Origin of the sequence: Streptomyces atriruber (assembly GCF_001418325.1) — a bacterium.
In the GTDB taxonomy this organism is placed as follows: Bacteria; Actinomycetota; Actinomycetes; order Streptomycetales; family Streptomycetaceae; genus Streptomyces; species Streptomyces atriruber.
The window spans coordinates 1-5,149 of the sequence record NZ_LIPN01000300.1; the positions used below are offsets into that span (position 1 = coordinate 1).

5 protein-coding genes are annotated in these 5,149 nt (G+C 73.0%); 3 read left to right on the forward strand and 2 right to left on the reverse strand.

Going from position 1 to position 5,149, the window contains the following annotated elements:
• Positions 1–931, reverse strand: a 931-nt coding sequence (locus AOK03_RS28095; RefSeq protein ID WP_055568155.1) for a DUF4349 domain-containing protein, incomplete at its 3' end; no start/stop codon positions are given.
• Positions 932–1,044: 113 nt separating this feature from the next.
• Between AOK03_RS28095 and hemG the strand changes: the two genes are divergently transcribed.
• The 3 genes from hemG (at position 1,045) to AOK03_RS28110 (ending at position 3,820) form a co-directional block, all read left to right on the forward strand.
• Positions 1,045–2,526, forward strand: coding sequence for a protoporphyrinogen oxidase (hemG, locus tag AOK03_RS28100; protein ID WP_055568156.1), 1,482 nt, complete (start codon positions 1,045–1,047; stop codon positions 2,524–2,526).
• Between the two features lie 4 nt (positions 2,527–2,530).
• Complete coding sequence (hemQ, locus tag AOK03_RS28105) at positions 2,531–3,250, forward strand: hydrogen peroxide-dependent heme synthase (RefSeq protein WP_055568157.1); 720 nt, start codon at positions 2,531–2,533, stop codon at positions 3,248–3,250.
• Positions 3,251–3,445: 195 nt separating this feature from the next.
• The gene (locus tag AOK03_RS28110; protein WP_079075003.1) at positions 3,446–3,820 is read left to right on the forward strand and encodes an RNHCP domain-containing protein; all 375 of its coding nucleotides are present in this window, start codon (positions 3,446–3,448) and stop codon (positions 3,818–3,820) included.
• Between the two features lie 13 nt (positions 3,821–3,833).
• On the opposite strand, the gene AOK03_RS28115 is transcribed toward AOK03_RS28110, so the two are convergent.
• A partial coding sequence (locus AOK03_RS28115) for an alpha/beta hydrolase (RefSeq protein WP_055568158.1) occupies positions 3,834–5,149 on the reverse strand: 1,316 nt, incomplete at its 5' end.

Here is a 5,149-nt window from a genome sequence, read left to right on the forward strand (position 1 = left end):
GGGATGACGAAGGGGAGGGGGTCGGGCGGCGCGACAGCCTCGGGCGGCGGAACCGCAGCCACAGGGCGAACAGCAGCGCGGCCACCGCCGCGAACGGCAGCACCGCGGCGAGGACGATCACGACCCAGCGCAGCGCCGTGACGAACGCGTCCCAGCCGCCCCCGAGCGCGTCGCCGAACGACGGGTCGTCGTCCTGCGCGGCCGCCTGCGCCCCGCTCTCGGTGAGCGAGAGGGTGATCGTCGCCATGCTGGTCCGGTCCTTCAGCGATGCCCGCTGCGCGAGCAGCGCCTCCAGGTCCGCCTGACGCGTGCTCAACTCTCCTTCCAGGGCGACCACATCGCTCAGTTTCGTCGCCCGGTCCATCAGTTCCCGCACCCGCGCCACGCTCGCCCGCTGCGACTTGACCCGGCTCTCCACGTCGACGACCCGGTCGGTGACGTCCTGCGCCTTCGCGTCCCGGCCGATGAGCTTCCCGGTGCCTTCGAGGGCGGTGAGCACGTCGTCGTACGCGTCCTGCGGCACCCGCAGGACGATGCGGGAGCGCTCGCGCCCCTTGCCATCGCGCGAGGTGCTCTCGTTCCCCACGAGGCCACCGGCGTCCTCGGCCGCCTCGCGGGCCCGGTCCAGCGCCGCGGGCACGTCCTTGACGCGGACGGTGAGCCGCGCGGTGCGGATGATGTGGGTGTCGGTCGGCGCGGGCGGTTTGCGCTTGCCGGAACTGCTGTCGGCCTCCCCGGACGCGTCGGCCCTGCCGCCTCCCGCACCCTTCCCGTCCCCTTCCGCCTGGACACCGGCGGCCTTGTCGCCGTCACCGGAGTCGCTGCCGCCGTCCCCGGCGTTCGTGCATCCGGTGAGCGCGAGCGCGACCGCCAGCAGGAGGCCCGCGAGGGCCTGGAACGTGCGGTGGGTGGAGTTGCTGGACGCGCGCATCGGCGTACCCCCCGAGGACGTGGGAACTGATGCTCCTTCGACGCGGGAGAGGGGCCGAACGATGGTTGCCGACCGGTCACGGTCGGGACTCGCCGGTCTGAGAGAGTGGAGGCATGCGCGAAACGGACACAGTCACGGGGAACGGCCATCGCACGACGAAGGGGCACACCGTCGTCATCGGGGGCGGGATCGCCGGACTGGCCGCCGCGCACCGCCTGCTCACGAACGACCCCGGCCGCCGGGTCACCGTCCTGGAGGCCGCCGACCGGCTCGGCGGCAAACTGCACGCCGCCGAGATCGCCGGGGTCCGCGTCGACCTCGGCGCCGAGTCGATGCTCGCCCGCCGCCCCGAGGCCGTCGCCCTCGCCCGCGAGGTCGGCCTCGCCGACCGGCTGCAGCCGCCCGCCACCGCCACCGCCGCGATCTGGACCCGCGGCGCCCTGCGCCCCATGCCCAAGGGCCACGTCATGGGCGTGCCCGGCGACGCGTCCGCCCTCGCGGGCGTCCTCTCCGAAGAGGGCCTGCACCGCATCGGACGGGACGGCGAGCTGCCGCCCACCGAAGTCGGCGACGACGTCGCGGTCGGCGAGTACGTCGCCGCGCGCCTGGGCCGGGAAGTCGTCGACCGTCTCGTGGAGCCCCTGCTCGGCGGGGTGTACGCCGGAGACGCGTACCGCATCTCGATGCGCTCGGCCGTCCCGCAGCTCTTCGAGGCGGCCCGCACCCACACCTCCCTCACCCAGGGCGTCCGGGCGATCCAGGCGCGCGCCGCGAAGAACCAGCAGACCGGCCCCGTCTTCATGGGCATCGACGGGGGCGTCGGCCAACTGCCGCTCGCCGTCGCCGGATCGGTGCGCGCGCGGGGTGCCGAGATCCTGACCGGCACCCCCGTCACCGGGCTGCGGCGCACGCCCGACGGCTGGCACGTCGCGACCCCGGACGGCACCCACGAAGCCGATGCCGTCGTCCTCGCGCTCCCCGCGCCCGCCGCCGCCGAGCTCCTGGCCGCCGAGTCGCCCGCCGCCGCTGCCGAACTGCGCACCGTCGAGTACGCCTCCATGGCCCTGATGACCCTCGTGTACCGCCGCGGCGAGACCGACCTCCCCGAAGGCAGCGGTTTTCTCGTGCCGCCCGTCGACGGGCACACGATCAAGGCGTCCACCTTCGCCAGCCGCAAGTGGGGCTGGATCGACCGGCAGGACCAGGACCTGCTGGTCCTGCGCACCTCCGTCGGGCGGTACGGCGAGACGAAGATCCTGGAGCGGGACGACGCCGAGCTCGTCGACCTCTCCCGGCACGACCTGCGCGAGGCCACCGGCCTGACCGCCGCGCCCGTCGCCACCCGCGTCACCCGCTGGTACGACGGCCTCCCGCAGTACCCGGTGGGCCACCACGCGCGCGTGGCCCGCGTCCGCGCCCACGTCGCCGCCCTGCCCGGCCTCGTGGTCTGCGGAGCCGCGTACGACGGCGTCGGCATCCCCGCCTGCATCGCGAGCGCCAACGCCGCCGTCGACGAGCTGGCCGGTGACCTGGGCGGTGTGCAGGAGCTCACCCGCAACCCGGTGCAGAGCCTGCACGGCGGCGGAGGAGAATAGCCGCATGAGTGACGACGCCCCCGCCAAGACGCCCAACGCGGGCAAGAAGGCCAAGGACCTCAACGAGGTCATCCGCTACACGCTGTGGTCCGTCTTCAAGCTGCGTGACGTGCTGCCCGAGAACCGCGCGGGCTACGCCGAAGAGGTCCAGGACCTGTTCGACCAGCTCGCGGCCAAGGACATCACCGTCCGCGGCACCTACGACGTCTCCGGCCTGCGCGCCGACGCCGACGTCATGATCTGGTGGCACGCCGAGACCGCCGACGAGCTGCAGGAGGCCTACAACCTCTTCCGCCGCACCAAGCTCGGCCGTGCCCTGGAGCCGGTCTGGTCGAACATGGCGCTGCACCGTCCCGCCGAGTTCAACAAGTCGCACATCCCGGCCTTCCTGGCCGACGAGACGCCGCGCAACTACGTCAGCGTCTACCCCTTCGTGCGCTCCTACGACTGGTACCTGCTGCCCGACGAGGACCGTCGCCGCATGCTCAAGGACCACGGCATGATGGCCCGCGGCTACCCCGACGTGCGCGCCAACACGGTCGCCTCGTTCTCCCTCGGCGACTACGAGTGGCTGCTCGCCTTCGAGGCCGACGAGCTGTACCGCATCGTCGACCTCATGCGTCACCTGCGCGCCTCCGAGGCCCGTATGCACGTACGCGAAGAGGTGCCGTTCTACACCGGCCGCCGCAAGTCGGTGGCCGAGCTCGTGGCGGGCCTCGCGTAGGCGCTCCCACCCGCACCGTCCGCCGGGCGGGCACGGCAGCCGTAATTCGGTTGCCGTGCCCGCCCGGTGCGCGTTTCATCGAGGGGTCGAAGACAGGCCGAAGCCGAGAACGGAAAGACGGTGCGTTTATGCCCAGGGCCCCGCGGATCAGCTCGAAGTCAGCCCATTCCGCGATGCACTGGAGTCACTCCCACCATGTCCCGCAACACTTCTCGCCGGGCGCGCACTGAAGCACGCGCCCAGTCCTTCCGCTGTCTGCAGTGCGGCCTCGACGTCTCGATGACCGCCCCCGGCACCGGCCACCGCAACCACTGCCCGACCTGCCTGTGGAGCCGTCACCTCGACGACACCCCCGGCGACCGGGCCGCGGAGTGCGGCGCCCGGATGGAACCCCTCGCCATATCCGTCCGCGGGGACGGCGAATGGGTCCTCGTCCACCGCTGCACCCACTGCGGCGTCCTGCACGCCAACCGCACGGCGGGCGACGACAACGCCCTGCCGCTGACCCGGCTCGCGGTGCGCCCGCTCGCCCGGCCGCCGTTCCCGCTGGAGCGCCTCGGCGCGCTGTGACGGGCGGGGCGTCCTAGCGCTCCCTGGGGAGAGCCGCCGCCCGTACCTCGGACGACGGCCGGGGCTCCTTGCGCGGTGCGCACGCAGCGGCGCGCCGGGCGGGGAGCCTGCCCTCCAGGAGGTAGGCGTCCAGGTGTCCGTTCACGCACGCATTGGGGCCTGCTCCGATGCCGTGCGTGCCCGCGGCCCGCTCGGTGACCAGGACCGAACCCGCCAGCCTGCGGTTCAGCTCCTGTGCGCCCGCGTACGGCGTCGCCGCGTCGCGCTCGGCGGCCAGGATCAGCGTCGGCGGCAGCGCGCCCTCGGCCGTGCCCACGTCGACGGGCTGTTGCCGGGGCGCCTTCCAGTAGGCGCACGGCAGGTTCATCCAGGCGTTGTCCCAGGTCTCGAAGGGCGCCACGCGCGCGAGGCGCGAGTTGTCGCGGTCCCAGGTCCTGAAGTCCGTGGGCCAGGGCGCGTCGTTGCACTCGACGGCCGTGTAGACCGCGTTGCCGTTCTCGTCCTCGGCGGCCGCCCGCGGCTCGGGGGAGGCCTGCTCGATCAGCGGCTTCGGATCGCCCTTCAGATACGCGGACAGGGCCGACGCGCGCGACGGCCAGTAGTCGTCGTAGTACCCGGCCTGGAGGTACGCGGACCGCAGCTGTCCGGGCCCGACCTTGCCGCCCGCCGGCTTGTGGGCCAGCTCGGCGCGCACCTTCTCGTAGCTGTGCAGGACCTCGTCGGGCGTCCTGCCGAGGTGGTACGTCTTGTCGTGCTTGGCCACCCAGGCGCGGAAGTCCGCCCACCGGCGCTCGAAGGCCAGCGACTGCTCCAGGTTGTTGCCGTACCAGATCTGCGAGGGGTCGGGGTCGACCGCCGAGTCGAAGACCATGCGGCGCACGTGCGACGGGAACAGCGTCGCGTAGACAGCCCCGAAGTACGTGCCGTACGAGGCCCCCATGAACGTCAGCTTCCGTTCGCCGAGCGCCGCCCGCAGCACGTCCAGGTCACGCGCGTTGTTCAGCGTCGTGTAGTGGCGCAGGCCGGGGTTGCGCTCCGCGCACCCTCGCGCGTACGCCTTGGCCTGCGCGATGCGTTCCCGCTTGTACGAGCGGTCGGGGTACGTGGGCGACTGCGAGGGCGCCTGGTGGAAGTGGGCCGGGTTCTGGCAGGACAGCGGCGCCGATCTGCCGACCCCGCGCGGGGCGTAGCCGACCAGGTCGTACGCCGCCGCGATGCGCTTCCACTCGGGCATGACGCCCACCATCGGGAAGTACGTGCCGGACGCGCCGGGGCCGCCGGGGTTGAAGACCAGTGCGCCCTGGCGCTCGACCGTCTTGCCCGCGGCCT

Coding starts and splice junctions, on each gene's coding strand:
- hemG (WP_055568156.1), top strand. CDS start 1,045: ATGCGCGAAACGGACACAGTCACGGGGAACGGCCATCGCACGACGAAG.
- hemQ (WP_055568157.1), top strand. CDS start 2,531: ATGAGTGACGACGCCCCCGCCAAGACGCCCAACGCGGGCAAGAAGGCC.
- AOK03_RS28110 (WP_079075003.1), top strand. CDS start 3,446: ATGTCCCGCAACACTTCTCGCCGGGCGCGCACTGAAGCACGCGCCCAG.